Genomic DNA, 24,340 nt, shown 5'->3' on the forward strand with positions numbered 1-24,340 from the left:
CCGCCAGAGGCTCCCCCTTTGGGGGAGCTGGCAAAGCCGTCAGGCTTTGACTGAGAGGGCGAGGATGTTATAGGAGGAAGAACGATCCATGAAAGTTTTTGATCTACATTGTGACACCCTGAGTGAGCTGCGGCGCGCGGAGATGCGGGGCGACGGGCAGACCTTTGCCCACAACAACGGCCACATCGATCTGGAAAAGCTGGAGAAGGGCGACTACATGCTCCAGTGCTTTGCTGCCTTTGTGAATCTGGCTGACCCCACCCCGGGCGCGGACCCGCTGGTGACGGCGCTGGAAGAGATCGACGTGTTCAAGCGGATGATGGAGCGGTATTCCGACAGGATCGCCCCTGTCTACCGCCCCGAGGATATCCGCAAAAACGCCGAGGCGGGCAAGATCAGCGGAATGCTGACCATAGAGGAAGCAGGCTGCTGCAAGGGCAGTCTGGGTGTGCTGCGCCGGATGTACGAGCTGGGCGTGCGGATGATGACCCTGACCTGGAACCACGAAAACGAGCTGGCCAGCCCCAACGTGGTGCCCGGCAACGGCCCCATCTGGCCCTGTATGCCCAACACCGAGACCGGCCTGAAGGAGAAGGGCTTTGAGTTCCTGGCCGAGATGGAGCGCCTGCACATCATTGCCGATGTGAGCCACCTGTCCGATAAAGGCTTCTGGGACATTGCGGAGCACAGCACCCGCCCCTTTGCGGCCAGCCACTCCAACTGCCGCGCCCTGGCCCCCCACTGCCGCAACCTGACCGATGAGATGATCCGGGTCATGGCGGAAAAAGGCGGTCTGGTGGGCCTGAACTACTGCGCGGGCTTTCTGGATGACCAGCCCAGCCCCGACCTGTGCCGCAGCACCACGGCCCTGATGGCCAAACACGCCGCCCATTTCAAGCAGGTGGGCGGCATTGAGATCATCGGTCTGGGCAGTGACTTTGACGGCATCGGCGGCAAGCTGGAACTGAGCGACTGCTCCAAAATGCCTCTGCTGGCCGATGCCCTGCGGAAAGAGGGCTTCACCGAGGATGAGGTGGAAGCCATCTTCTTCCGCAACGCACAGCGTTTCTTTGAAAACAACCTGTAATCACCGTTGGTATCTCAGAATTTGTTGAATTTGTTGATTTTGTTGTAGTTGAGAGAACACATGCAACAAAAACAACAGAATCAACAAAAATAATGTCTTAACGGTAAGGATAAAGTATAACGGAAAGTATAGAAAAGTTGAGGGATTCCAGATGGATCAGAATATGACATTGGAAAAGCGCATTGCCGCAGAGCTCTATTCCTATCAGGGCAGGATGAGCGTTTTTGTGGATGACCTGCGCGGCAGCACGGTGGAGATCGGTGCCGACGAGGAATTTGAGACGGCCTCCACCATCAAGGCATTCATTCTGGCGGTGCTGTATCTGCAGGCCAGCCGGGGCAGGGCTGACCTGGAAGAGGAGATCACCTACGAAGCCAGCCAGTTCGTGGACGGCTCCGGGATGCTCCGGGCCCTGGGCGTGGGGGCAAAGCTCAAGGTGAAGGACACCGCCACCATGATGATCATCTGCTCGGACAACATCGCCACCAATATGATCATCGATTACCTGGGGCTGGACACCATCAATGCCTGCATCCGGGAATTGGGCTTTGGGCACACCGTCCTGCACAATCCCCTCCACTTTGACCGCTACGACAAGCTGGGCACCACCACGCCCCGGGACTACGCCGCCCTGTTTGCGCAGGTGGCAAAGGGCACGCTGGTCAGCAGGGAAGCCAGTGCTGCCATGCTGGGCATCTTCCGCCAGCAGCACTACAACACCATGCTGACCCACGATTTCCCCCAGTTCTATCTGGACTGCGAGGAGACCGGCGAGCCGGAGCTTATCTGGGTGGCCAGCAAGAGCGGCAGCATGAACGCCTGCCGCAATGACGGCGGCATCATCCACACCCCCTACGGCGAGTATGTGATCGTTTTGATGAACAAGGAGTTCCATGACATCATCGAGTACAACGACCACCCCGCAATGGTCTATGGTGCCCGGGTGTCCCGGATGATCCTGGATCAGATCCTGGCCTGCGAGGGAAAGCTGTATCTGAAGTAAACGAAAGAGTGGGAAAGTAGAACGAATGGAAATTACATTATCATTGCCAATGCTGCTGTTTCTGATGCTGATGACCGGGTTTGCGGGTTTTGTGGACTCGGCGGCGGGGGGCGGCGGTCTGATCAGCCTGCCCGCCTACCTGTTTGCGGGCCTGCCGGTGCATTACACCTACGGCACCAATAAATTCAGCGCGGCCTGCGGCACCACCTTTGCCACGGCGCAGTTCTTCCAGAAGGGTGCCATGAACATCCGGGTCGGCCTGCTGGCGGCTGTGGGCAGCTTTGCAGGCAGCGCGCTGGGCTCCCACATCGTGCTCCTGCTCAGCGATCAGGTGCTGCGCACCATGATGCTCATCATCCTGCCGGTGGCGGCGGTGCTCATCCTCTGGCGGCGGGACCTGCCCGACGAGAACCGGGACGACGGCACCCTGAACGCCAAAAAGGCGGTGCTGGCCCTTGCCATCGGGCTGGGCATCGGCCTGTACGACGGCATCTTTGGCCCGGGCACCGGCACCTTTGCCATCATTGCCTTTACCACCCTGATGGGCTTTGATCTGCGCACGGCGGGCGGCAACGCCAAGGTGCTCAACCTTGCCAGCAACTACGCCAGCCTTGTAACGTATCTTTCCAGCGGGCTGGTGGTGTTCTCCATCGGCATCCCCTGTGCCATCAGCGGCATTGTGGGCAACCTGCTGGGCTCCCACTTCGCCCTCAAGAACGGCGCAAAATTCATCCGCCCCATGATGCTTGTGGTGCTGGTGCTCCTGCTGGGCAAGATCGTCTCGGACGCGGTGCTGTAATGAACGGATCTTCGGCAAAAAACAATTGACGTTTGCAGGAGAATGGACTATAATAGGGCCAGAAACCCGCAAGAAAACGAGCACTGAGGATGATGTTATGAAGATCCGCTACTCGAAGAACGCCATGAAGTTCCTGAACAAGCTGGACAAAAAGTCCGTGCTTCGCATCGTTGCAGGCATTGAGGGGCTGACCCTGAAACCGCCGGCAGGTGATATCAAGGTGATGCAGGGACTGAAGGATGGAACGATGCGGCTTCGGGTCGGAAGCTGGCGCGTGCTTTACCGGTACGGTGAGGAAAACGCGCTGGAAATTCTGTTGGTGCTGGATATCGGGAATCGTGGCGATATCTATAAATAAGGAGGTGGCAGGATGTCTGAAATTGCAATGAATGCAGCACATATGATCGATATGCTGCCGGACCCGGACAAGAACCTTGCCTACGAGCTGATCAAAAAGCTGGTACTGGCATGGGATCCGGATTTCACCAAGCTGACCACAGAGGAAGCAAAGCAGCTGGAGGAAGCGAAGGACAGCGGCTTTGTGGATGCCGAAGAAATTGACTGGTCGAAGATCGGACACGAATGACCAACAAAAAAGAGGAACTGCCGGGAAAGCAGTTCCTCTTTTTGATTGGGTAAGATCAGAAGGTGAAGCCTTCATCGAGGAAGGCCAGGCCGAACGCGCCGGGGCCGGCGTGGGTGCCGATGACGCAGCCGATCTGGCGCACAAGGGCCTCGCTCCGGCCCAGATTCTCCTGCAGGTAGGTCTGGATGGGCTGCACCTCGCGGGGGGCGAGGGTGTAGCCGGCCAGCGCGTCGACGTAGGTGCTGATGCCGCCCAGCTCCTCGATCTTCTTGAACAGGGCAACGTAAGCGCCGGGCAGGCCCCGGGCCTTGCCCGCCATAACGACCTTGCCCTCCTTGATGGTGATGAGGGGCTTGATGCCCAGCATCCCACCGGCCACGGCCACGGCGGCGGGCAGGCGGCCGCCCTTGCGCAGATACTTCAGGTCGTCGATGACAGCCACCAGATGCAGATGCTCCTTGGCGTGCTCAAGGGTGGCGGCGATCTGCCCGGCAGTCTTCCCGGCATCCCGCAGCTGAACAGCCAGCCGCACCAGCAGGCTCTCGCCCAGGCAGACGCTCTCGGAATCCACAAAGAGGACATTGTCCACATTGGCCATGTCTGCGGCCAGCCGGGCGCACTGGCAGGTGCCGGACAGCTCATGGGAGAGGAAGATGCCCACCACCTCGTCCCCGGCGGCAGCCGCCTCAAGGAAGAAGCGCTGGAACAGCTCGGGGCTGGGCTGGCTGGTGGTGGGCAGCTTGTGGCAGCGGGCCATCACGCCGTAATACACGGTGGGGGTCATGTCCACACCGTCCCGGAGCACGGTGCCGTCCTCCAGGGTGACGTTCAGGGGGATGACGGTCACACCCAGCTGCTCGGCTTCAGCGGGCAGGATGTCGGATGCGGAATCGGTAAGAATGCGGATCATAGTAATACCTCCAACGGGGCCAAGAACGGATAACCCGACCAAATCAATCAAAAAGTCGTATAGGAATATACCAGAGACGACGGGAAATGTCAATTGTTTGAATCAATATTTCTTCGTATTTTCGCAATTCCGCTCCGTTTTCTTGCACAAACGGGCCGGAACATGATACAATGGGCATCAGGCATTGCGGGGCGGTGCGCTGTGCGCCCGAAGCAGCGGGACAGCGCGGCCCCAAACGGAGAGGGGACGGAGAAGATGTCAGAGCGGAACCGCCGCCTGCGGGCGGCAGGCATCGCGGCACTGGCCTGGGCCGGGCTGGCGGCGGTCTGGTGTGTGCTGGTCCCCGGCGGGGCGGCAGAGCTGCCGCAGGGCGTGCCCGGTACGCTGCGCAGCCTGCTGGTGCTGCCGCTGGCCGAGGAGCTGGTGTTCCGGGGGGCGCTGCTGCGCCTGCTGCGGCCGCTGGGGGAGCACCCGGCAAACCTCTGCCAGGCTGTGCTCTTTGCGGCCCTGCACGGAACGCTGACCGAAAAGTGCTACGCGCTGGGCATGGGGCTCATTTTCGGATGGGCCGCAGAGCAGACCGACAGTCCTGCACCCGGGGTGGTGCTGCATATCCTGAACAATGGGCTGGTGCTGGCCCGGGCGCTGGCAGAAAGGGGATTGGGATGACCGACTATGAGCTGATGGGCGCGGCGCTGGAGGAGGCCGCACGGGCCGCCGCGCTGGGCGAAGTGCCCGTGGGCGCGGTGGTGGCCCGGAACGGCGAGATCATCGCTGCTGCCCACAACACCCGCGAGACCGAGAAAAACGCCCTCCACCACGCCGAGCTGCTGGCCATTGACGCGGCCTGCAAAAAGCTGGGCGGCTGGCGGCTGTGGCAGTGTGAGCTGTTCGTTACGCTGGAGCCCTGCCCCATGTGCAGCGGCGGCATCATCAACAGCCGGATCAGGCGGGTGGTGTACGGCGCGGCGGATACCAAGGCCGGATGCTGCGGCAGCGTGACCGACCTGTTCGCCCTGCCCTTCAACCACCATCCGGTGGTGGAACGCGGTCTGCGGGCGGAGGAGGCGCAGGCGCTGCTGCAGGCGTTTTTCCTCCGGCTGCGGGAGCAGCGGGCCGCAAAGCCCCGCTGGAAACCGCCCGTGACCCCCTGAGAACGTGAAAAAAAGTGGGAACTGCGTGAAAAGACGGCGGTTCCCACTTTCTTTTTTCGTCGAATTGTGTTATATTATTTAATGGTATCTTGTCGAAACCACTCGCACAGACCAGCGGGCTCGCCGCAGGACCGGCCTTGACCGGAAAGAGGAGCAGAGCGCAGCCCATGGGTGCGGTGGAGGGCGGGACCTTCCTGCCTGCGGGATTTTTTGCAGGCAGAGAACAAACGGCAGGAGGGCTGACTCTTGTACGATGATGAATTTGAATTGACCTTTGACCTGAGCGATGAGGACGAGGCATCCCGGGCCCCTGCGCCGGAACAGGAGCCGGTGCAGGAAGCTGCGCCGGAACCGGCCGCGGAAACAGAACCGGCTGCGGAAACGGAACCACCGGTGGAGGCTGTACCGGAACCGGCAGCCCCTGCGGCCAATGGGCGCTGCGTGCTGATCTCGGGCGGCGACCGGGGCATCGGAGCCGCGGCGGCCCGCGCCTTCTGGCAGGCGGGCTACCGGGTGGCGGTGCTCTACCACACCCACGCCGAGGCGGCGGCGGCGCTGGAAAAGGCGCTGCCGGGCCTGCTGGCGGTCCAGTGCGACGTGGCCTCCCGCGCCAGCTGTGAGGTGGCGTTCCACACCGTGGAGCAGGCCGTGGGCCATGTGGATGTGCTGGTGAGCAACGCGGGCATTGCCCAGCAGAAGCTGTTCACCGATATCACCCCGGAGGAGTGGCAGCACATGCTGGACGTGAACCTGAGCGGCGCGTTCCACCTGTGCCAGTTGGCCCTGCCGGGCATGATCCGCCGCAAGGCGGGCCGCATCCTGACCGTGAGCAGCATGTGGGGCCAGACCGGCGGCAGCTGCGAGGTGCATTACTCCGCTGCCAAGGCGGGCCTGATCGGCCTGACCAAGGCCCTTGCCAAAGAGGAGGGGCCCAGCGGCATCACTGTGAACTGCGTGGCTCCGGGTGTCATCGACACCGATATGATGGCTGCCTTTACGGCAGAGGATAAGGCTGCGCTGGCCGAGGAGACCCCCGTGGGCCGCCTGGGCAGCGCGGACGAGGTGGCGCAGCTGCTGGTGTTCCTGGCAGGCGAAAGCGCCGGTTACATCACCGGGCAGGTGTTCGGTGTGAACGGCGGCCTGGTGATTTGAACCATCCCGCAGCGGCAAAACTTATGATACGATATCACTTACGGCGCAGCCAGCGCCGCGGTGAAAAGGAGAGAGCGAAATGGGCATGACTTTGAAGGAACTGTTGACGAAGGGCGAAGGCACCCTGACGGCGGGCGAGGCCAAGACACTGGCTTCCCAGTGCCGGATGGATGTGGAAACGCTTTACACGCTTCTGGAGGAGCGCGGCATCAAAATTCTGGATGACGAGGCCGACGGTGACACCAGCCTGGATGTGGAAGGCATCATGGCAGAGGTGGAAAGTGCCGAGGCAAACAGCGATGAGCTGGGCCTGGGCGATGAAAATGAGGACGACCCGGCAGAGGAGAACCCCGCAGACCTGAAGGCTGCCATGGATGAGCTGCTGGATGATCCTGTGAAGAACTACCTCAAGCAGATCGGTCAGATCCCGCTGCTGAGCGCGGAGCAGGAAGTGGACCTGAGCAAGCGCATCCACGCCGGTGCCGAGGCTGCCCACATCCTTCAGGCCGACCGCCAGAAGTACGGCGCGCCTGAGTACATCAAAAAGAACAGCGCCCGCTTCTCGTTCGAGGAGGACGAGAACAGCCGGAGCTATACCGAGGATCTGGACGAGGACGGCAACACCAAGTCCAGCGAGGACGACGAGGAAAAGGCTGCCGAAGAAGAAGCCATGGAGGCCGTGGAGAACGGCCCCCTGACGGAGGAGCGCCGCCAGGAGCTGCTCAAGATCCGCCGCGACGGCCTGAACGCCCGCCGCAGCCTGAGCGAGGCCAACCTGCGTCTGGTGGTCTCCATCGCCAAGAAGCATGTCGGCCACAACCTGGCGTTCCTGGATCTGATCCAGGAGGGCAACATCGGCCTGATCAAGGCCGCCGAGAAGTTTGACTGTGACCGTGGCTTCCGCTTCTCCACCTATGCCACCTGGTGGATCCGTCAGGCCATCACCCGCGCCATTGCGGATCAGGCCCGCACCATCCGCATCCCGGTGCACATGGTCGAGACCATCAACCGGATGCGTCAGGCCACCAACCAGCTGGTCTACCAGAATGGCCACGAGCCCACCCCCGAGGAGCTGGCAAAGGCCATGGATATGAGCGTGGAGCGCGTGCGGGAGATCCAGCGCATGGCGCAGGAACCCGCCAGCCTGGAAAGCCCCGTGGGCGAGGAAGAAGATTCCTCCCTGGGCGATTTCGTGGCCGACGAGAACGCCGAGGCCCCCGGCAAGGCAGCAGACCGCGCCATGGTGGCCCAGCAGATCAATCAGGCCCTCAAGAGCCTGACCCCCCGTGAGGAAAAGGTCATCCGCCTGCGCTTTGGTCTGGACGATGGCCGCCCCCGCACGCTGGAGGAGGTGGGCCGCGACTTCGGTGTTACCCGTGAGCGTGTCCGCCAGATCGAGGCCAAGGCCATCCGCAAGCTGCACAGCCGCAAGTGCCTGGCCCTGCTGAACGGCCTGATCGAGTGATCCTGAACTTACCGCTATGAGAAAGAGCCCCCGCCGGTCTATTCCGGCGGGGGCTCTTTTGGTGGTGTACAGGTCAGCAGCTGCGCAGCAGAAAGGCCATATAGAGGGGAAGGGTCAGGAGCGGCCCGGTTTTCCCGATATTATAGTCTCCGAGCTTGATCGCATGGGATACATGATATTTTTCAGGGTGGTTGAGGATCGTCTTTGTGCGTTTGACATTTCCGGAGCGGGCCTTTACCTCTACAAGGGTGCATTCCCCCTGATAACGGATCACAAAATCCACCTCGAGGCCGGAATCCTTGTGGAAATAGTAGAGCTTGCGCCCCATCTTGGTGAAGATATCGGCGATCAGGTTTTCAAAGATAGCGCCTTTGTAGCCATAGAGGTCGCCCTGCAGGATGTCAAACTGCGTTCCGTCCTCCAGCATGCTGACGAACAGGCCGGTGTCGCACATATAGACCTTAAAGGTATCCTCTTCCGCGTTCCCATCCAGAGGCAGCTCGGTAATGGACAGATTGTGGCACCGTGTGATGATGCCAGCATCCTCGATCCATTGCAGGCTTCCGGCATATTTTGCGGAGGTGGAGCCTTTTTTTACAACGGAATACTGGAATTTCTTGTTTTCCTTGGCAAGCTGGCGGGGAATGGACTGGAAACACTCCTTGATGCGGGACTTATCCTTTTTCTCCGCGTACTTTACCATGTCGTCCTCATAGGAACGAACGATGTCCCGCTGGATACGCAGGACCTCATCCATCTGCCTGCTGGTCACAAAGGTCTGGACAGCATCCGGCATTCCTCCCACAACGGTATATTGGAGCAAAAGCTGCCGCATCCGGTTGTGCAGCGCTTCCGGCACAGGGGAACCGGAGTCCAGAGAACTTTGCAGCAGCGCAATGACAGGTTCGGTGATGTCATTGGCCCATAAGAATTCTTCAAAATCCAGTGGGTACATTTCAAGAACCGTCTCCGATCCGACAGGAACGGATCTTGGCTCCTTGCCGTAGCCCTTTACGCCCAACAGGGAGCCGGTGCCGATCACGTCATAGCGGCCGTCGATGCGGAAAAATTTCAGGGCCGTCCGGGCTTCCGGGCAATCCTGGATCTCGTCCAGGATCAGGATCGTCTGGCCCGGCTCAAAAACAGCATCCTTGCCAAGAAGGGCAGAGAGCATCATCACAATGTTGTCGATCTCCAGAGAACCGGAAAAGACAGAAGCATAATCCGGATTCTCGAAGAAATTGAGGTACACTGTGTGTTTGTAATTCTTTCTGGCAAATTCCAATACAGAAAAGGTCTTGCCGCACTGACGGCAGCCCTTGATGATAAGCGGCTTCCGGCCGGGCGTGTTTTTCCATGCAAGCAGCTGGTCTGTGATCTTTCGCCTTAACATACCGTTTCACTCTCCCGAAAATAAATGATGCTGCATCTATTATAAAAGATAAAGATAACTTTTTCAAGGGACTTCTTTGTAAGGATTGCAACTTTTTCAAGCGACTTTTTAGCAGAAGAAACAACTTTTTCAAATGACTTCTGCGCGGGAAAGTGGATCTGCCGCAGCGCGGTTATAATTCCTCTGCCCGCCCCATATATTCTTTTCAGAACAAAACGGGTGGGAGGGAACGGCATGTTTGTGGTAACGCTGAACAAGACGAGCTTGAAAAAGGTGGGGGCCGGTGCGCTCTGCTGTGCGCTGGTGATCTTCAGCGCCTTTCTGGGGCGGTACATCAGCACCCGCACGGTGGCGGTAGCGGCCGGGGTGAACCGGATCGAGAGCGCGCAGGACATCCAGACATGGTTCACGGGCTACGGGCTGGATGTGGACGGCACGTCCATCACGGCGGATAAGGTCAAGATCCCCCGCAAGTGGGACGACAGCTTTTCGGCCTTCAACGGGGTGGTGCAGCAAAGCGGGATGGATCTTACCCGCTACAAAGGGAAAACCGTGGAAAAGTGGACCGCCCTGATCCCGGCGGCCAGCAGCGGAGAGACCAGCCGCTATGGCGTGCTGCTGGTCTACCGTAAAAAGGCTGTGGGGGCCTACCTGCTGGAAAAGCCGTCGGGCACGGTGATCGGCCTGAAGGATGCCCAGACCGCAATGGCGCAGGCTGAGCAGCAGGATGCCCAGCAGGTGTCCGGTGAGGATTACAGCGGCGACTGGGGAGAGCGCCATGATGAGGAGCTGGGCGCGGCCGGGCAGAGCCAGCAGACCAGCGGAGAGCCGGACTCCGTGGTGCCCGAGGAGGCGCAGTACACCGACCTGCCCCTGGATGCCGAGGGGTACCCTGTTGAATGAATCTGGTGGAAAAATGGGGGCAAAACTTCTGTTCAATAGCACCAAAATTTCTGGCTAAAAATCAGCAATATGGGATGATGAAAAAATAACGAAGCGGGTTTATAATAATAGTAGCATCCCGCAGCAAAATCGGCTGCGTCCGGAGTGGCAGGACCGTCCGGATCTGAAACGGGATGAAGTAAGGAGAAAATGATCATGAAGGAATTCCAGTATACTGTTAAGGATGCATGCGGCATCCATGCACGTCCGGCCGGTCTGCTCGTGAAGGTGGCCAAGGGCTTTGCCAGCACCGCTACCCTGGAAAAGGACGGCAAGAGCTGCGACCTGCGCAAACTGATGGCTCTGATGGGCATGGGTGTCAAGCAGGGCGACACCGTGACCGTGAAGGTGGAGGGCGACGATGAGGCCGCCGCTGCCGAGGCCATTCAGAAGTTCCTGACCGAGAACGTCTGATCTTTGAATCTGCGGACAAAAGCCCTTGCGGGAGACCCTGCGGGGGCTTTTTCGCACTAAATTCTCAACAAAGGAGAGAGAACGATGCAGGTAGGAACCGGTAAAAGCATTCTGAACGGCATTGCCATCGGCAAACTGAAGATCTACAAGAAAAAAGATACCGTGATCTCCACCGCCCAGGTCGCGGACACGGCGGCAGAGGAAGCCCGCTTTGAAGAGGCCCGGGCCAAGGCCATTGACCAGCAGACTGCCCTGTATGAAAAGGCACTGGCCGAGGCAGGCGAGGACATTGCCGAGGTGTTCAACATCCATGCCATGATGCTGGATGACGACGATTTTGTGGATGCCATCAAGGAGATCATCAACGGCCAGCACATGTGTGCGGAGTATGCCGTCAAGAAAGCGGGCGACAACCAGGCCGCCGTGTTTGCCGCCATGGACGACCCCTATTTACAGGCCCGCAGCGCCGATGTCATCGACATTGCCCAGGCTATGCTGGACATCCTGCAGGGCGTGGACAATGCCACCCTGCAGGGCACGGAGCCCAGCATCCTGGTGGCAGAAGATCTGGCACCCTCGGAGACGGTGCGGATGGACAAGAGCCTGCTGCTGGGCTTCATCACCCGGGAGGGAAGCTCCAACAGCCACACCGCCATCCTGGCCCGCAGCATGAACATCCCCGCCCTGATCCAGTGCAAGGAGATCCAGGAAGATTGGGACGGCAAGATGGCTGTGGTGGACGGCTACAACGCCTGCGTGTATGTGGACCCCACCCCCGATCTGCTGGAGAGCCTGAAAAAGCGCCAGCAGGAGGACCAGAAGAAGCTGGCCCTGCTGGCCGAGCTCAAGGGCAAGCCCAACACCACGCTGGACGGCAAGACCGTGCAGGTCTTTGCCAACATCGGCGGCATGAGCGATGTGGGCGCGGTCCAGCAGAACGACGCGGGCGGCGTGGGCCTGTTCCGCACCGAATTCGTTTACCTGAACTGCACGGATTACCCCACCGAGGAATACCAGTTCGAGGCCTACAAGCAGGTGCTGGAAAGCCTGGCTCCCAAAAAGGTGGTCGTGCGCACCTGTGATATCGGCGCGGACAAGACCGTGGACTACATGAAGCTGGACCACGAGGCAAACCCCGCGCTGGGCTACCGCGCCATCCGCATCTGCCTGACCCGCAGGGATTTCTTCAAGACCCAGCTGCGGGCCCTGCTGCGCGCTTCTGCCTACGGCAACATGAGCATTATGTTCCCCATGATCACCAGTCTGCGGGAGCTGCAGGATGCCAAGGCCGTGCTGGAGGAGTGCAAGGCAGAGCTGACCGCCGAGGGCAAGAAGTTCAGCGACAAGATCGAGGTGGGCACCATGATCGAGACCCCCGCCGCGGTTCTGGTGGCGGACGATTTGGCCCAGGAGTGCGATTTCTTCTCCATCGGCACCAACGACCTGACCCAGTACACCTGCGCGCTGGATCGCCAGAACGCCAAGCTGGAGCCCTTCTTTGATCCCCACCACCCCGCTGTGCTGAAGGCCATCCGGATGACCATTGAGGCGGGCCACCGCCACGGCATCTGGGTGGGCATCTGCGGTGAGCTGGGCGCGGATACCGCCCTCACCGAGACCTTCCTGCGGATGGGCGTGGACGAGCTGTCCATGAACGCCAAGAGCATCCTGCCCGTGCGCAAGATCATCCGCGGTGTGGATCTGAGCAAGCCCTCTGCCAAGAATGTCTGAGTTCCCCTGACGGAACCGTAAAAGGGGCTGCTGCGGCGCTCTCTGCCAACCAAAGTGTTGGCAAAGGCGCGCGGCAGCTCTTTTTTGATTGCAACAAGAAGCAAATTCACAAAACTGCCGCCTGACAAGCCGCAGTTTCATGGGTGAACGCTTCACAACGGTAAAGCTGGGTGCTATACTATACCTAAGTCGTATTTTTTGAACGCACTTCTGGAGATGAAAGATAGATATGACGCAATTCCTGATCCGCCGGTTCATCCGGCATCCCAATGATACCCAGAACCCCGCCACCCGCACGGCCTACGGCAACCTTGCCAGCGGTGTGGGCATGGCCTGCAACCTGCTGCTCTGCCTGGGCAAGCTGCTGGCAGGCACCCTGTTCGGCTCCATTGCCATCATGGCGGATGCTTTGAACAACCTCTCGGACGCTTCGTCCAACGTGGTCAGCCTCATCGGTTTCCGGCTGGCCGCCAAGGCCCCGGATGCCGAGCATCCCTACGGCCACGCCCGCTATGAATATCTGGCCGGTCTGGTGGTCAGTGTGACCATCCTGGGCATCGGCTTTTCCCTGCTCAAGGAATCGGTGGTCAAGGCGTTCCACCCCACCCCCGTGGTGTTCAGCTGGCTGAGCGTGGGTGTGCTGGCCGCATCCATCCTCGTCAAGCTCTGGATGAGCGGCTTCAACCGCACCATCGGCCGCACCATCGGCTCCGAGACCCTGATGGCCACCGCCGCCGACAGCCGCAATGACGTGCTGACCACCGGCGCGGTGCTGATCTCCACCGTGGTCTGCAGCCTGACGGGGTGGGCGCGGCTGGACGGCATCATGGGCGTGGCCGTGGCAGCCTTCATCCTCTGGTCGGGCTGGGGGCTGGTCATGGACACCCTGAGCCCCCTGCTGGGCGAGAGCCCCAGCCCGGAGCTGGTGGAGCACATTGAGCAGACGGTCATGGGCTATCCCGGCGTGCTGGGGATGCACGACCTCATGGTGCACGATTACGGCCCGGGGCATCAGTTCGCCTCCCTCCACATCGAGTTCCCGGCAGAGACCGACCCGCTCAAGGCCCACGATGTCATCGACAACATCGAGAACGATTTTATAAAGCGGGACGGCCTGCAGGTGACCATCCACTATGACCCCATCGTCACCACCGATGCGGCGGTGGGTGTGCTGCGCACCCGCCTGATGGAAAAGGCCCGCCAGCTCGACCCCTGCCTTTCGATCCACGACCTGCGCATCGTGCCGGGGGATACCCATACGAATGTCCTGTTCGATCTGGAGTTCCCGGCGGGCTATACCGGGAACAAGGACGAGATGCTGGCCGCCATGTGCCAGTTCGTCCATGAGCAGGACCCGAAATACAGCTGTGTGGTGAAAGTAGAGCAGAGCTATGCGTCTGCTGCCCACGAAAAATAAATTTGTGTTTTAGAGGGGAAGGAACTTATGCTGAACGAGACTTACCGCGGGATGCTGGCCCACAAGAGTGTCATCCGCGAGACCTTTATGTACGGCAAGCAGCGCGCGGCCCAGATCGGTTACGAGAACGTGTTTGATTACTCGCTGGGCAACCCCAGCGTGCCCTGCCCGGAGCAGTTCACCGCCGCCATGCAGGAGCTGCTGGCACAGGAGGACCCGGTGGCCCTGCATGGCTACTGCCCCAGCCAGGGCGACCCGGAGTTCCGCACCGCCGTGGCGGCCCACCTGAACAGGACCTTCGGCCTGCCCTATGCGCAGAAGGATATCTTTCCTACCACGGGCGCGGCGGGTGCCATTGCCCACGCCCTGCGCGCCGTGACCCGGCCCGGGGATGAGGTGCTGACCTTTGCCCCCTACTTCCCGGAGTACGGCCCCTATGTGGAGGGCACCGGTGCCCATCTCAGGGTGGTGCCGCCCCAGGCCCCGGCCTTCCAGCCCAATCTGGAGGCCTTTGAGCAGATGCTGACCGAGAAGGTCACCTGCGTCCTCATCAACACCCCCAATAACCCCACCGGTGTGGTCTACTCTGCCGACACCCTGACCCGGCTGGCGGAGATTCTGACCGAGAAGAGCAGGGCCTACGGCCACAACATCTTCCTTGTCAGCGACGAGCCCTACCGGGATATCGCCTTTGACGGCAGGGCTGTGCCCTACCCGGCAGCGTTCTACCCCCACACCCTGACCTGCTTCTCCTTCTCCAAGAGCCTGAGCCTGCCCGGTGAGCGCCTGGGCTACGTGGCCGTGCGCCCCGGCTGTGAGGGAGAGGAGGTGCTGGTGGATATGATGGCCCAGATCTCCCGTTTTACCGGCCACAACTGCCCACCCAGCATCATCCAGCGCGCCGTGAGCCGCTGCCTGGATGTGACCAGCGACCTGAGCGTCTACGAGACCAATATGGATCTGCTTTACAACAAGCTGAAAGCGCTGGGCTTTGAGGTCGAGCGGCCCGGCGGCACCTTCTATCTCTTCCCCAAGGCGCTGGAGGAGGATGCCAACGCCTTCTGCCGCAGGGCCCGGGAATTTGACCTGCTGCTGGTGCCCAGCGATACCTTTGGCGTAACGGGCTATGTCCGCCTTGCCTACTGCATCGACACCGAAAAGGTAAAGCGCAGCCTGCCCGCGCTGGAAAAGCTGGCGGCCGCGTATCAATAAAGCCGAACCTCCCGGCAGAGCATCTGGCAGTGCCGCCGGGGGTCACAGTATTTTTTGAAACAGAGGAAAGGGAAACTGTTATGGAAAAGATCAAGATGACCACGCCGCTGGTGGAGATGGATGGCGACGAAATGACCCGTGTGCTCTGGAAGATCATCAAGGAGGAGCTGATCCTGCCCTTTGTGGATCTGAAGACCGAGTACTACGATCTGGGTCTGCCCAACCGGGATGCCACCCAGGATCAGGTGACCATGGATGCCGCCCTTGCCAACAAGAAGTATGGCGTGGCAGTCAAGTGTGCTACCATCACCCCCAACGCCCAGCGCGTGGAGGAATACCACCTGCACCAGATGTGGAAGAGCCCCAACGGCACCATCCGCGCCGTGCTGGACGGCACCGTGTTCCGCGCGCCGATCATGATCGACAGCATCAAACCGGTGGTCAAGAACTGGACAAAGCCCATCACCATTGCCCGCCACGCCTACGGCGACGTGTACAAGTGCACCGAGTTCCGCATCCCCGGCCCCGGCAGGGCGGAGCTGATCTACACCGGCGACGACGGCTCCCGGCAGGCCGCCACGGTCTACAACTTTGAGTGTGCCGGTGTCCTGCAGGGCCAGTATAACAAGGACACCTCCATCTACAGCTTTGCCCGCAGCTGCTTCAACTATGCGCTGGAAAGCAAACAGGATCTCTGGTTCGGTGCCAAGGACACCATTTCCAAGAAGTATGACCACACCTTCAAGGACATCTTCCAGGAGGTGTACGATGCCGAGTACCGGGAAAAGTTCGAAGCCGCAGGCATTACCTATTTCTACAGCCTGATCGATGACATCGTGGCCCGTGTCATCCGCAGCGAGGGCGGCTTTGTCTGGGCCTGCAAGAACTACGACGGCGACGTGATGAGCGATATGGTCTCCACCGCCTTTGGCTCGCTGGCCATGATGACCAGCGTTCTGGTCAGCCCGGACGGCAACTATGAGTACGAGGCTGCCCACGGCACCGTGACCCGCCACTACTACAAGTACCTCAAGGGCGAGGCCACCTCCACCAACCCCATGGCCACCATCTTTGCCTGGAGCGGTGCCCTGAAAAAGCGCGGCGAGCTGGACAGCCTGCCCGCGCTGGTCCGGTTTGGCGAGGCGCTGGAGGCCGCCAGCCTGCAGACCCTCAATGACGGCATTATGACCAAAGACCTCTGCGGCCTGGCGGAGGGCATCACCCCCACCCAGGTGAACAGCGAGGAATTCATCCAGGCCATCCGCACCCGGCTGGAAGCAAAACTGGCATAAGCGCTGCATCACGGCCCCTGCCCCGGAACCCCGGCGGCGGGGGCTTTTTGCGCCTATACAAGGCGGTTGGCCTGTGCTACAATGGGAGCAGAAAAGGCGGTGACAGTATGCAGCATCATCCTCTGCCCGAATACCCCCGCCCGGCCCTGCGGCGGGACAGCTACGAGAACCTGAACGGCCTGTGGCAGTACGCCATCACCAGCTCTGCCGGGCTGCCCGCAAGGTGGGACGGCGACATTCTGGTGCCCTACTCCCCGGAGACGAAAGCCTCCGGCGTGGGGCGCACCCTGCAGCCCGGGGCGTGGCTCCACTACCACCGGAGCTTTGTCCCCCCGGCGGGCACCGGCGGGCGGGTGCTTCTCCACTTCGGGGCCGTGGACTATGCCTGCGCCGTGCAGGTCAACGGCCATCTGGTGGGGGGCCACCGGGGCGGCTACTGGCCCTTTGCGCTGGATATCACCGATGCGCTGAATCCTGCCGGCCATGACCGGCTCTGGGTAGCCGTGCAGGACCCCACCGGCACCGGCGTGCAGGCCCGGGGCAAGCAGACCCTCCGGCCCGGCGGGATGTTCTACCCGGCCCAGAGCGGCATCTGGCAGACCGTCTGGCTGGAGCGGGTGCCGGAGAATTACATCACGGAGCTGACCGTCACCCCGGACTATGATGCCCGCACCGTGACCGTGAAAGCCCATACTTCCCTGCCCGGCGGGGCGGCGAACCTGTGGGCCGTGGTGCGTGCCGGGGGCGTGACCGTTGCCGAGGACTGGGGCAGCGACGAGGCCGACCGGGACGGTGCGGTGACCCTGCACATCCCGGAGGAGCATTTCTTCCCGTGGAGCCCGGACAGCCCGTTTTTGTACGACCTGACCGTGGGCACCACGCAGGGAGAAGAGGAGCAGCGCGACACCGTGCACAGCTACTTTGCCCTGCGCAAGTGGAGCTGTGCGCCGGATGTCCACGGGATCATGCGCTTCTGCCTGAACGGCAAGCCCATCCTGCTCAACGGCCTGCTGGATCAGGGCTACTGGCCCGAGGGCCTGTACACCCCGCCCAGCGATGGGGCAGTGGTGCGGGAACTGCAGACCATAAAAGAGCTGGGCTTCAACCTTCTGCGCAAGCACGCCAAGATCGAGCCGCAGCGCTGGTATTACCACTGCGATAAGCTGGGCCTCATCGTCTGGCAGGACATGGTGAACGGCGGCGGGCCCTACAAGCTCTGGTTCGTGACCTACCTGACCAACGTGTTTCAGCCGCTGCTCCGCCGCCTGCCCGACGCAAGGCCCCTTTGGGGCCTGCTGGGCCGCGAAACGGAAGCGGGCAGGGAAGAATATGCCCGGGAGCTGGAAGCTACGGTAAAGGCCCTGCAGTGCCACCCCTGCGTGGGCTGCTGGGTGCCCTTCAATGAGGGGTGGGGGCAGTTCGATGCCGCCGGGGCCGTGGAGGCCGTCCGCAGGCTGGACGATACCCGCCTTGTGGACGAGGCCAGCGGCTGGTACGATCAGGGCGGGGGAGATGTGGATTCCCTGCACAACTATTTCTATCCGCTCCGGGTCAGGCCCCGGAGCCGGGTGGTGGCCCTGAGCGAATACGGCGGCATTGCCTGGCCCATGCCCGGCCATGAGCCGCCCCGCAGGGCGTATGGCTACGGCACGGCAAAGAGCCGGGCCGAGCTGACCGCCCGCTGGAAAAAGCTGCAATTGGAAACGGTGCTCCCTCAGCTGAAAAAGGGGCTTTCGGCCCTGGTGTACACCCAGGTGAGCGATGTGGAGGACGAGGTGAACGGCCTGTTTACCTACGACCGCGCCGCCATCAAGCCCGACCCCGCCGCTGTGCGTGCCGTGAACCAGGCGCTGGAAGCGGCGTTTGAGAAAGCGACAGAATAAAAATAGAAGGCTGTTACCCTGTAACTCCCTCAGTCACGGCTTCGCCGTGCCAGCTCCCTCTCGAAGGGAGCCTTGGCGTAACGGTGAACTGTGAAAGCCTCCCTCTCAGAGGGAGGTGGCATCGCGTCAGCGATGACGGAAGGAGTTTAGGCAACAGCCTTTTTGCATATCAATAAAAACTTAGTTGGTGCTGCTGTTCACGATCTTGGAAGCGGGCATCCTGTTCATGGCGGAGCTGCTCAGGTTGTGCTCCAGAGAAGCGCCGTAGGCGGTCAGCGCCTCGGAGAGCTCCTCCCCCTTCATATCGTTGAGCACCTGTCCGCGCAGGTCGTCCAGCGCCTTCAGGCTCAGGGGGTCGAGCCGCAGGGCGGCCATCAGGGCGTAGCTGTTGTACTTCACAGCCGCTGCCTGCCCGATGGACAGGCCCCGGATGGTGTCGGCGGCACCCTCTGCGGTAAAGGCAGAGGTCACGGTGCTGTCCCCGATGAGCTCCAGAGAAGGTGCATTGGAATCGGAGGAATAGGTGGAGCCCAGCACGGCGTAGACCTCCGGCAGGGCGGAGGTGACCACGCTGGAGAAGTAGCCCAGCAGGGCGCTGCTGAAATCGGAATCGCTCAGGCCGGTCAAGGAAGCAGCGTAGGCATTGGTCTGATCCACGGCATCCTGTACCAAATCCAACATCTCGCTGGTCTGGTCCTCATCGGCAGAGGCATAGGTGCTGGTGTTGTAGAGCGGGATGGTGTAATAGGCCAGCTCATACATGTTGTTCTCCAGATGGCTGGTCAGGTCGGCATCCGACACCGGGGTCTCGCCGTCCACGCCGTAGACCAGCTCCAGCAGGTCGGTGCTCTTGATGAGGATGCGCTCAAACCGCTGGACGGTGTTCAGGCCGATGCCGTTGGCCTTGTAGGTGTCGCCGTACTGCTCCATCAGCTGGGAGGCGTAGCTGTCGGCCTGTGCTTCCTCTTCTGCGGTCAGCTGGCCGCCCAGCTCCTCAAAGCGGGTCTCGATGGCGGCGTAGGTCTCAAGGTTCTCCATGGTTTTCTGGCTCACATAGTCGCTGACAGTGGCGGTCTCGCCGCTGTCGGCATCCACGGTGATGGTCTGCTTCAGGAAGGCCTTCACATCGGTGGCATCCTGCTCCGAGGTGGCCAGATCAGCGGCCTTCTGGTAAGCGTCGTACTGGGCCAGCAGATACAGGCCCGAGGTGATGTCCACCGTGCCGATGGTGCCCACCGAATCCGGGGTGGAGCCGCAGGCGGCAAGGGAAAATACCATTGCCACGGCGGCAAGAAGTGCGATCAGTTTCTTTTTCATTGTTATGCTCCTGTCGTTCGGATCGCCCGCCCTCTTCGTCAGCGCAAGCGCGCTGCCACCTCTCCCAAGGGGAGAGGCTTTGGCAATTCCCCGCAAGGTCTTGGGGAGCCGCCAGAGGCTCCCCCTTTGGGGGAGCTGGCAAAGCCTATTGGCTTTGACTGAGAGGGTGAGGCCGTTAATCTTTCAAAATATCCTGCATCGCCCGGAGGATGCTCTGCAGCAGCTCCAGCGGCTTTTCCTCTTTTTGCAGGGTGACGGAGAGGTAGGGCTTTGCGCCGGCCCCGGTGACAACGCGGCCGTTGAAGGCCACCAGCAGGCCCTGGATCATCCGGAGGTCCAGCTGCTCCACCTGCAGCACCAGGGTGTCCTTTTTCTGGGTCACCTCGTACACGCCCACAGCGGTGGCCTGCACCCGCGCCAGCGAGACATTGACCAGATCGCTGACTGAGGGCGGCGGGTCGCCGTAGCGGTCGATGAGCTCGTCCAGCACATCGGCGGCATCCTCGGGGGTCTGGATGGCTGCGATCCGCTTGTAGGCTTCAATGCGGCCCGGCCCGTCGGCAATGTACGTTTCGGGGATGTAGGCATCCACCCGCAGGTCGATCAGGCACTCGCTCTTGTCGCGCTGCACAGGCTCGCCCTTGGCCCGGGCGATGGCCTGCCCCAGCATTTTTACATAGAGGTCGTAGCCCACGGCCTCCATGTGGCCGTGCTGGCTGTGGCCCAGCAGACTGCCTGCGCCGCGGATCTGGAGATCGCGCATGGCGATGCGGAAGCCGGAGCCGAAGGCTGTGAACTCCCGGATGGCGGAAAGCCGTTTCTGGGCGATGTCGGTCAGGGTCTTGTCCCGCCGGAAGGTGAAGTAGGCATAGGCCTTGCGGCCGGAGCGGCCCACCCGGCCCCGGATCTGGTACAGCTGGGCAAGGCCCATCCGGTCGGCATCCTCAATGATAAGGGTGTTGCAGTTGCGCACATCAATGCCCGTTTCGATCAGGGTGGTGCAGACCAGAATGTCGATCTCGCCGTTGAGCAGATGCTGCCAGACCGGGTTCAGCTCCTCCTCGGTCATCTTGCCGTGGGCAATGCCCACCCGGGCACCGGGCACCAGCTGGCTGACATGGGCGGCGGTGGACTCGATGTTGTCCACCCGGTTGTGCAGGTAGTACACCTGACCGCCCCGGGCCAGCTCCTTTTTCATGGCTTCGGCAAGGATGACATCGTTGTACTCCAGCACAAAGGTCTCCACGGGCTGGCGCTCAATGGGCGGCTGCTCGATGGTGGACAGGTCGCGGATGCCGCTCATGGCCATGTTCAGGGTGCGGGGGATGGGCGTGGCCGAGAGGGTCAGCATATCCACGCCGATAAAGTTTTCCTTCAGCTTCTCCTTGTGCTTCACGCCGAACCGCTGCTCCTCATCGATGATGACAAGGCCCAGGTCGTGGAAACGCACATCCTTGGAGAGCAGGCGGTGGGTGCCCACCACAATGTCCACACTGCCGGACTGCAGGCCCCGCAGGGTCTCCTTTTGCTGTTTCGCGGTGCGGAAGCGGGAGAGCATCCCGATCTTCACCGGGAAGGCCTCCATCCGGGAGAGCAGGGTGTTGTAGTGCTGCCAGGCCAGCAGGGTGGTGGGGGCCAGAAGGGCGCACTGCTTGCCGCCCATCACGCACTTGAAGGCCGCGCGCAGGGCAACTTCGGTCTTGCCCACGCCCACGTCGCCGCAGAGCAGGCGGTCCATCGGGTAGGGCTTTTCCATGTCCTGCTTGATCTCGGCGGTGGCGTGGAGCTGGTCGTCGGTCTCATCGTACTCAAAGCGGGTCTCAAAATCATTCTGCCAGTCGCCGTCGGGCGGGAAGGCGTATCCCTGTGCCTGCCTGCGCCGGGCGTACAGCTCAATGAGCTCCTGGGCCATCTCCTCGGTGGCTTTTTTCACCTTGGCGCGGGTGCGCTGCCATTCGGTGCCGCCCAGCTTGGCCAGCTTCACCTTTTCCTCATCGCCGGGGGCGGTGTAGCGGCTGAGCAGGTCCAGCTGGGTCACAGGCACATAGAGCACATCGGAGCCGGAATACTGGATCTTCAGGTAATCCTTGATGGCACCCTGCACTTCCAGCCGCTGGATGCCCGCATACATGCCGATGCCGTGGCTCTGGTGCACCACATAGTCCCCGGGCTTGATGTCCGAAAGGCTGGACAGGGCATTTTTGTTCTTTTTGCGCTTTTTGTTCTCGGCGGCGGTTTCCTCGTCCAGCCCGTGCCGCCGGGAGGAGATGACCGCCGCGTGGGCAAAGGGGAAGGTGCAGCCTGCGGTCAGGTGGCCGGGCAGCACCTGCACGATGCCTTTGGCCGGGCGCACGTCCCGGCTCATGCTCACGGAGTAGCCCTTGTCTGTCAGGTCCCGGGTCAGGGCGGCGGCACCCTTGGGGGTGCCGGAGAAGAGGGTGATGGCATAGCCCTGGGCGATCAGCGGGTCAAGATCCTCCCGCAGGGAGGCCAGGTCGCCGCCCCAGTTGGGGGCCGCAAAGGCCTCCACGTTGATGAGGTCTTTCAGCTTGAACTCGTTCATCCCCCGCAGGAAGTTCTCACACAGCAGGGTGCTCTGTTTCTGGGCCGCGATGGCAAGGTCGTCCATGGTCTGGTAGAGCACGTCCAGCCCGGGGCAGAGCACGCCCTCCTCCAGCAGGCCGGTCAGCTCCTCGCCCCGGCGGTACTCGGTGGCCTTCTGGGCATCCCGGATGCCGCCCACCTCGTCCAGCACGAAGATGGGGTTGTCCAGATGGTCCAGCAGGGTGGCGGGCTGCGGGTAGCGGATGCCGTAATACTTGTCCATGGCTTCGGGCATCAGGCCGGAATCCAGCTGAGCAAGGTCGGCCTCTGTGGCCTTTTCCATGGCGGTACGCTTTTTGCCTCGCGCCTTTTTGATGGCTCCGCGCAGAGCCTCAGCCGTCTCGGCGGTGCTGCCGAACAGCACCTCGCGGGCGGGGGAAAGGTAGATCTTTTCCAGACTGCCGTCCCGGCGCTGGGTCAGCAGGTCGAAGGAGGCCAGCGAATCGATCTCATCGTCCCAGTATTCCACACGGGCGGGCTGGTGCATGTCCGGCGCGTAGATGTCCACGATATCGCCGCGCACACTGAACTGGCCCGGGCCGTCCACTTGACTGCGCCGGACGTACCCGGCGGCAAAGAGCCGCGCCACCAGCGCTTCCCGGTTGTAGACCATGCCGGGCTTGAGGGTGAGAGTGTTCCGCAGGAACTCATCCCGGGGCACCGTGTATTGCAGCAGCGCCTCGGCGGGCACGCAGACGGCGTTCAGCCGCCCGCCCGCCAGCGCGCCCAGCACCGAAAGGCGGCGGTACTCGTACTCACGGCCCGCGCCCTCCACCGGCCGCAGCATGAAGTCCCGGGGCGGGAACACCGCCGCGGTCAGGCCCAGCGCCTTGAGGTCGTCTGCAAAGTGGGTAGCCTCGGCCTCGCCGGGGGTCACGATGCACAGCACCCGGTCAAGGTCCTTTTGCAGGGCGGCGTACAGCAGGGCACGGCCCGCAGGCGGCAGGCCGAACAGCGCCGCCGGGCCCGGGGTGTGCAGGCTCTCCGCGATCTTCTGATATTCCGCTGTGCTTTTCAGCAGCGCTTCGTACATCGTAGACCTCCTCTCGTCTAAACCTCTCAGCCTTCGCTGGCGCTCGGCAGCTCCTCTATTAGGGGGGCTTGGCATATCGTCGTGTTTTCGAGCCCCGGCGCTTCGCTTCTGTTTGCCCGCCGGCAGATGTTCGTTTTGGAGCCGCAGGCGATCATATCGAAAAATAAACCCTATGCCAAGGCCTCTCCTACTAGGAGAGGTGGCATTGCGCAGCAATGACGGAGAGATTTATCCTCCCTCACCCATTATACTTGCTCTGCGCCAGACCCAGCTTACCGTCCATGATAAGCTTTGTGGCGGCTTCAAGGTCGGGGGAGCGGTCAGCCATGGCCTTTGCGTCCTCCGGCGGGAACTTGCCCAGCACCCAGTCGGCAAGGTCATAGTCCGGGCGGGGCTTGGCACCCACGCCGATGCGGATGCGGGGAAAGTTCTCCCCGCCCAGCCGGGCAATGATGCTCTTCAGGCCGTTGTGCCCGCCTGCCGAGCCGGAGGGCCGGATGCGCAGCTTGCCGGGGGCCTGGGTGATATCATCGCACAGGACGATGACGTGGTCGGCAGGGATCTTGAAAAAGCCCGCCAGCGGGGCGATGGAATCGCCGGAGAGGTTCATGTAGGTCAGGGGTTTCAGCAGCACCACCTTGTGGCCATCCACCTCGCCCTGGCCCCACAGGCCCTGAAACTTGGTTTTGCTGACGCTGATGCCCCATTTGCCCGCCAGAGAGTCCAGCGCGGCAAAGCCCGCGTTGTGGCGGGTGCCCTCGTATTTTGCTTCGGGGTTGCCAAGGCCCGCGATCAGCCAGATGTCGTTTGCATTCATAGTTGTTGTTTTGCCTTTTCTTTTTTGCTTAAAATAATGTGTGGTACAGTTCTTTAGTATAACATACGCGCGAAGAAAAAGAAATCTGTTTTGCGGGAAAAACACAAAGCCGCCCTATATCAGTACAGA

21 protein-coding genes are annotated in these 24,340 nt (G+C 61.5%); 16 read left to right on the top strand and 5 right to left on the bottom strand.

Annotated elements, in window-relative coordinates; all coding sequences use genetic code 11:
- Positions 1-88 precede the first annotated feature (88 nt).
- The 5 genes from MTP40_RS00985 (at position 89) to MTP40_RS01005 (ending at position 3,475) form a co-directional block, all read left to right on the top strand.
- Positions 89-1,087 carry a dipeptidase gene (locus MTP40_RS00985; protein ID WP_117534697.1) on the top strand — a complete coding sequence of 333 codons (999 nt, stop codon included), beginning with the start codon at positions 89-91 and terminating at the stop codon, positions 1,085-1,087.
- A 151-nt stretch (positions 1,088-1,238) separates the two neighbouring features.
- Complete coding sequence (locus MTP40_RS00990; protein WP_117476500.1) at positions 1,239-2,090, top strand: serine hydrolase; 852 nt, start codon at positions 1,239-1,241, stop codon at positions 2,088-2,090.
- Between the two features lie 25 nt (positions 2,091-2,115).
- Positions 2,116-2,889: a sulfite exporter TauE/SafE family protein gene (locus MTP40_RS00995; RefSeq protein WP_207684730.1), complete on the top strand. Its 774-nt coding sequence runs from the start codon at positions 2,116-2,118 to the stop codon at positions 2,887-2,889.
- 97 nt (positions 2,890-2,986) lie between these two features.
- On the top strand, positions 2,987-3,247 hold the full coding sequence (locus MTP40_RS01000; RefSeq protein ID WP_156066392.1) for a type II toxin-antitoxin system RelE family toxin: 261 nt from the start codon (positions 2,987-2,989) through the stop codon (positions 3,245-3,247).
- Between the two features lie 12 nt (positions 3,248-3,259).
- Positions 3,260-3,475 carry a hypothetical protein gene (locus MTP40_RS01005; RefSeq protein ID WP_005930220.1) on the top strand — a complete coding sequence of 72 codons (216 nt, stop codon included), beginning with the start codon at positions 3,260-3,262 and terminating at the stop codon, positions 3,473-3,475.
- A 55-nt stretch (positions 3,476-3,530) separates the two neighbouring features.
- Here MTP40_RS01005 and MTP40_RS01010 read toward each other — a convergent pair whose 3' ends face one another.
- The gene (locus MTP40_RS01010; protein WP_207684731.1) at positions 3,531-4,385 is read right to left on the bottom strand and encodes a DegV family protein; all 855 of its coding nucleotides are present in this window, start codon (positions 4,383-4,385) and stop codon (positions 3,531-3,533) included.
- Between the two features lie 255 nt (positions 4,386-4,640).
- Between MTP40_RS01010 and MTP40_RS01015 the strand changes: the two genes are divergently transcribed.
- From MTP40_RS01015 to MTP40_RS01030, 4 genes are all read left to right on the top strand, one after another.
- The gene (locus MTP40_RS01015; RefSeq protein ID WP_207684732.1) at positions 4,641-5,054 is read left to right on the top strand and encodes a CPBP family intramembrane glutamic endopeptidase; all 414 of its coding nucleotides are present in this window, start codon (positions 4,641-4,643) and stop codon (positions 5,052-5,054) included.
- Entirely contained in the window at positions 5,051-5,539 is a 489-nt protein-coding gene (locus MTP40_RS01020) for a nucleoside deaminase (RefSeq protein ID WP_005930211.1), read from the top strand. Before MTP40_RS01015 ends, MTP40_RS01020 begins: the two co-directional genes overlap by 4 nt.
- Positions 5,540-5,785: 246 nt before the next feature.
- Positions 5,786-6,691, top strand: a complete 906-nt coding sequence (ymfI, locus tag MTP40_RS01025) for an elongation factor P 5-aminopentanone reductase (RefSeq protein ID WP_207684733.1) — start codon at positions 5,786-5,788, stop codon at positions 6,689-6,691.
- 79 nt (positions 6,692-6,770) lie between these two features.
- Positions 6,771-8,156: an RNA polymerase sigma factor gene (locus MTP40_RS01030; RefSeq protein WP_005930202.1), complete on the top strand. Its 1,386-nt coding sequence runs from the start codon at positions 6,771-6,773 to the stop codon at positions 8,154-8,156.
- Positions 8,157-8,229: 73 nt separating this feature from the next.
- On the opposite strand, the gene MTP40_RS01035 is transcribed toward MTP40_RS01030, so the two are convergent.
- On the bottom strand, positions 8,230-9,549 hold the full coding sequence (locus tag MTP40_RS01035) for an ATP-binding protein (RefSeq protein WP_249259675.1): 1,320 nt from the start codon (positions 9,547-9,549) through the stop codon (positions 8,230-8,232).
- A 234-nt stretch (positions 9,550-9,783) separates the two neighbouring features.
- Here MTP40_RS01035 and MTP40_RS01040 point away from each other — a divergent pair, with 234 nt between their 5' ends.
- The 7 genes from MTP40_RS01040 (at position 9,784) to MTP40_RS01070 (ending at position 18,440) form a co-directional block, all read left to right on the top strand.
- On the top strand, positions 9,784-10,452 hold the full coding sequence (locus MTP40_RS01040) for a DUF4830 domain-containing protein (RefSeq protein WP_117535579.1): 669 nt from the start codon (positions 9,784-9,786) through the stop codon (positions 10,450-10,452).
- 189 nt (positions 10,453-10,641) lie between these two features.
- A complete protein-coding gene (locus MTP40_RS01045) occupies positions 10,642-10,905 on the top strand; it encodes an HPr family phosphocarrier protein (protein ID WP_005930193.1) in 264 nt (87 codons plus the stop codon).
- An 84-nt stretch (positions 10,906-10,989) separates the two neighbouring features.
- Positions 10,990-12,636: a phosphoenolpyruvate--protein phosphotransferase gene (gene ptsP, locus MTP40_RS01050; protein WP_117534184.1), complete on the top strand. Its 1,647-nt coding sequence runs from the start codon at positions 10,990-10,992 to the stop codon at positions 12,634-12,636.
- A 229-nt stretch (positions 12,637-12,865) separates the two neighbouring features.
- Entirely contained in the window at positions 12,866-14,053 is a 1,188-nt protein-coding gene (locus MTP40_RS01055) for a cation diffusion facilitator family transporter (protein ID WP_117534185.1), read from the top strand.
- A gap of 27 nt (positions 14,054-14,080) precedes the next feature.
- Complete coding sequence (locus tag MTP40_RS01060; protein WP_223453406.1) at positions 14,081-15,265, top strand: pyridoxal phosphate-dependent aminotransferase; 1,185 nt, start codon at positions 14,081-14,083, stop codon at positions 15,263-15,265.
- Positions 15,266-15,345: 80 nt separating this feature from the next.
- On the top strand, positions 15,346-16,557 hold the full coding sequence (locus tag MTP40_RS01065; protein WP_005930182.1) for an NADP-dependent isocitrate dehydrogenase: 1,212 nt from the start codon (positions 15,346-15,348) through the stop codon (positions 16,555-16,557).
- A gap of 107 nt (positions 16,558-16,664) precedes the next feature.
- Entirely contained in the window at positions 16,665-18,440 is a 1,776-nt protein-coding gene (locus MTP40_RS01070; protein WP_207684736.1) for a glycoside hydrolase family 2 protein, read from the top strand.
- Positions 18,441-18,620: 180 nt separating this feature from the next.
- On the opposite strand, the gene MTP40_RS01075 is transcribed toward MTP40_RS01070, so the two are convergent.
- The 3 genes from MTP40_RS01075 to pth form a co-directional block, all read right to left on the bottom strand.
- Complete coding sequence (locus tag MTP40_RS01075; RefSeq protein WP_154277531.1) at positions 18,621-19,757, bottom strand: foldase; 1,137 nt, start codon at positions 19,755-19,757, stop codon at positions 18,621-18,623.
- Between the two features lie 175 nt (positions 19,758-19,932).
- On the bottom strand, positions 19,933-23,394 hold the full coding sequence (mfd, locus tag MTP40_RS01080) for a transcription-repair coupling factor (protein WP_207684737.1): 3,462 nt from the start codon (positions 23,392-23,394) through the stop codon (positions 19,933-19,935).
- A gap of 238 nt (positions 23,395-23,632) precedes the next feature.
- Positions 23,633-24,211, bottom strand: a complete 579-nt coding sequence (gene pth / locus MTP40_RS01085) for an aminoacyl-tRNA hydrolase (protein WP_207684738.1) — start codon at positions 24,209-24,211, stop codon at positions 23,633-23,635.
- Between the last annotated feature and the right edge of the window lie 129 nt (positions 24,212-24,340).

It is taken from the genome of Faecalibacterium sp. IP-3-29 (assembly GCF_023347335.1).
Classification (GTDB): Bacteria; Bacillota; Clostridia; order Oscillospirales; family Ruminococcaceae; genus Faecalibacterium; species Faecalibacterium duncaniae.

Coding starts and splice junctions, on each gene's coding strand:
- MTP40_RS01000 (WP_156066392.1), top strand. CDS start 2,987: ATGAAGATCCGCTACTCGAAGAACGCCATGAAGTTCCTGAACAAGCTG.
- ptsP (WP_117534184.1), top strand. CDS start 10,990: ATGCAGGTAGGAACCGGTAAAAGCATTCTGAACGGCATTGCCATCGGC.
- MTP40_RS01015 (WP_207684732.1), top strand. CDS start 4,641: ATGTCAGAGCGGAACCGCCGCCTGCGGGCGGCAGGCATCGCGGCACTG.
- mfd (WP_207684737.1), bottom strand. CDS start 23,394: ATGTACGAAGCGCTGCTGAAAAGCACAGCGGAATATCAGAAGATCGCG.
- MTP40_RS01040 (WP_117535579.1), top strand. CDS start 9,784: ATGTTTGTGGTAACGCTGAACAAGACGAGCTTGAAAAAGGTGGGGGCC.
- MTP40_RS01065 (WP_005930182.1), top strand. CDS start 15,346: ATGGAAAAGATCAAGATGACCACGCCGCTGGTGGAGATGGATGGCGAC.
- MTP40_RS01055 (WP_117534185.1), top strand. CDS start 12,866: ATGACGCAATTCCTGATCCGCCGGTTCATCCGGCATCCCAATGATACC.
- MTP40_RS01010 (WP_207684731.1), bottom strand. CDS start 4,385: ATGATCCGCATTCTTACCGATTCCGCATCCGACATCCTGCCCGCTGAA.
- MTP40_RS01060 (WP_223453406.1), top strand. CDS start 14,081: ATGCTGAACGAGACTTACCGCGGGATGCTGGCCCACAAGAGTGTCATC.
- MTP40_RS00985 (WP_117534697.1), top strand. CDS start 89: ATGAAAGTTTTTGATCTACATTGTGACACCCTGAGTGAGCTGCGGCGC.
- MTP40_RS01075 (WP_154277531.1), bottom strand. CDS start 19,757: ATGAAAAAGAAACTGATCGCACTTCTTGCCGCCGTGGCAATGGTATTT.
- MTP40_RS00990 (WP_117476500.1), top strand. CDS start 1,239: ATGGATCAGAATATGACATTGGAAAAGCGCATTGCCGCAGAGCTCTAT.
- MTP40_RS01070 (WP_207684736.1), top strand. CDS start 16,665: ATGCAGCATCATCCTCTGCCCGAATACCCCCGCCCGGCCCTGCGGCGG.
- MTP40_RS01045 (WP_005930193.1), top strand. CDS start 10,642: ATGATCATGAAGGAATTCCAGTATACTGTTAAGGATGCATGCGGCATC.
- MTP40_RS01020 (WP_005930211.1), top strand. CDS start 5,051: ATGACCGACTATGAGCTGATGGGCGCGGCGCTGGAGGAGGCCGCACGG.
- pth (WP_207684738.1), bottom strand. CDS start 24,211: ATGAATGCAAACGACATCTGGCTGATCGCGGGCCTTGGCAACCCCGAA.
- MTP40_RS00995 (WP_207684730.1), top strand. CDS start 2,116: ATGGAAATTACATTATCATTGCCAATGCTGCTGTTTCTGATGCTGATG.
- MTP40_RS01030 (WP_005930202.1), top strand. CDS start 6,771: ATGGGCATGACTTTGAAGGAACTGTTGACGAAGGGCGAAGGCACCCTG.
- MTP40_RS01005 (WP_005930220.1), top strand. CDS start 3,260: ATGTCTGAAATTGCAATGAATGCAGCACATATGATCGATATGCTGCCG.
- MTP40_RS01035 (WP_249259675.1), bottom strand. CDS start 9,549: ATGTTAAGGCGAAAGATCACAGACCAGCTGCTTGCATGGAAAAACACG.